Origin of the sequence: Sutterella sp., from assembly GCF_052272535.1 — a bacterium.
Classification (GTDB): Bacteria; Pseudomonadota; Gammaproteobacteria; order Burkholderiales; family Burkholderiaceae_F; genus Sutterella.
In genome coordinates, this window is record NZ_DAVZJY010000302.1 from 1 (window position 1) to 2,354 (window position 2,354).

The window sequence follows — 2,354 nt, forward strand, 5'->3', positions numbered from 1 at the left end:
GCGCGGCCGCCTCCGGGTGCCAGGCGGCCGCGCGGGAGAGGCCCGAAAGCCCTCTCGCCACGGCCTCAGCCCGCGACGCGGCTTTGGCGGCGGCTTTGGCAGCCTTCGCCGCCGTGCGCGCCGCCTTCCCCGCCTTCGCTGAAGCTGAAGCGGTTCCCGCGAAGGCGCCGTTCATAGCGTCCGAATCGTCTCCTGTTCCGAAGCCCCCGAAGTCGTCGAAGAGCGAAAGCTGAACGCCTTCGCCCCGCGACGCCCCTGAGGACCTCCGCGACTTCGGCGCGGGCGACCGAGCGCCCTTTGCAGGGTCTTTTGGACCGCCCTCGGGAGCAGCCGCCGCTTCGCAGCAGGCCTCGAAGGCCGCCTGAGCCTCGGCGGCCTGCGCCTTCGCCGTCTCGTGGGCGGCGTCGGTGAGCCGGCCCGCGCTCGCGATGAATTCCAGGAACTCATCGGCGAGCGCCGCGGCGGCGGCCGTGTCGGCGAGCGGGAAGCGCCTCATGACGAGCGCGAGCGCCTCGCGGCGGAAGTCGGCGCCGAAGCGCGACTCCACCGCACGGCGCAGAGCGTCAAGGATCCCCTCGGGAAGCTTCATGCCGAGAACTCCCGTGAGGAGCTCCGCGTGCAGCCACCCGCAGAGGACGTCGCCGGCGGCCGCCTGAGGCCCCGTCTCCGTGAGGATCGTGCGCCCCGTGCGGACGAGAATGGCGACAAGCGCCTCGCGCCAGAGCCGGTAGCCCCCGAGGTCCCGCTCTCCGAGGGCGTCCACGCGGACGTCCTCGAAGAGGTTCGTCAGGTGCTCGGCCCGCGGGTCGAGGCTGCGCACGTCTTCGAACCGGGTGTAGAGCACGTGGCAGCGCTCGTGCACGCCGTGTCCGAAGATGTAGACGCATGCGGCCGGATGGCTGAAGTCGATCGGCCCGAGCCAGATGGTGCGGCCGTTCGTCTTCGGCGTCCCCATGAACTTGAGCTCGATGTCCTCCCGACGGCAGAGCGCCGGAAGAACCATCAGAGCCGCAGTCCTCGCGGACGCCTCGGCCGCTTCGGGACTCAGCCCATGGGCGCCCGCAGTGTGGCGGATCAGGGGCGCCGCTGCGCCCCAAAGCACCTCGCGCTCGCGCATGCGCCTGAGGCTCCCCCCGAGCGCCGTCAACCGGCGCTCGATCTCGATCCTCGTGCGACGCTCCGTTTTCGGAATCCCCGCGAGCCTTTCGGTGAGCTCCGCGATGCGCTTCGCGAGAAGCGCCTCGGGACTCCCGAAGCACGCGTCGGAGGGGACCTCAGCCGGGCGCAGGACGACCGCGCCCGATGGGTTGGACGACTTCTCCATCTTCATCTCCCCGCGGCGCCGCATCAGGATGCGGCCCGCACGTCGAAGAAGGCGGATTCGTCGAACATCTCGCCGTCGGGAGCGAAGCCCCGCCGTCCGGCTTCGAGCGCCGCGCTCCTCTGCGCGCACCGGGCGCGTAGCGCTGCGAGCTCGTCGCCGAAGAGGGTCTTCAGGTACGTCGCCAACGCGTCCCGGACGGGACGGTCGAGGGCGTTGCCCACCGCCGAATCGGCCGCCCAGGCGACCGGGTCGTCGGTGAGCGGCATCTCCCCGGCGGCGTACGCGAGCATGATCCGCATCATCCGCTCGAGCGCCCGGTGCGAAAGCGCGATCGTGTTGTTGGAAAACCCGATCGCGCTCCCGTTGCCCGAGCACCGCGTCTCGGCGCCGGCGCGCGCGAGGAGCTCGCCCAATCGGCCCGCCGCCGCCGCGCCCGTCTTTTCGACGAGCGCCGCGGGAGCGGACTTCACGAGGAGCTCGGCCTCGCGCGCCTCGTCGAGACCTTCGAGACGAACGTGCCACATGCGGTCCACGACGGAACGGTCCTGGATCTGACGGCCGAAGTAGCCCGATTCCATCGCCGACGCGTGTCCGCGGCTGTTGTCCGTGAAGATGATTCGCGCCATCGGATGACGCGGGATCACCTCGCCCGTCTGGTCGTTCTCGAGGGGGAGCCCCTCGAGGAGGTCGTTCGCGGACACCCACGTTTCGGCGGGAGCCGCGGAGAACTCGTTGACGAGAAGGAGCCAGCCGTTGCGCCAGGCTAGTGCGGCCGGGCCATCGACCCAGCGCATGCCCCGTTCGCCCATCACCCACCGGCCGACGAGTTCGCGGCGGTCCATGCGGGGACGCGCCGTGAAGACGACGACGGGCAGCGACAGGCGCGCGGCGAACTGCAGCACGCTCGAGGTCTTCCCCGAACCGGCCGGACCCGTGATGAGGAGCGGCTCGGCTCCGCCCAGATTCCACCAACCGATGAGGTCGCGGTAGAGATGTTAGATCGTTAATGAAATTATCATCCTTTTCTGAC

Annotated in this window: 1 protein-coding gene and 1 pseudogene; both read right to left on the reverse strand. The window is 70.3% G+C overall.

Annotated elements, in window-relative coordinates; genetic code table 11:
- A pseudogene (locus ACT6Y9_RS10490) lies at positions 1-1,324 on the reverse strand (hypothetical protein); the annotation flags it as partial.
- 23 nt (positions 1,325-1,347) lie between these two features.
- On the reverse strand, positions 1,348-2,301 hold the full coding sequence (locus ACT6Y9_RS10495; protein ID WP_443744493.1) for an AAA family ATPase: 954 nt from the start codon (positions 2,299-2,301) through the stop codon (positions 1,348-1,350).
- Between the last annotated feature and the right edge of the window lie 53 nt (positions 2,302-2,354).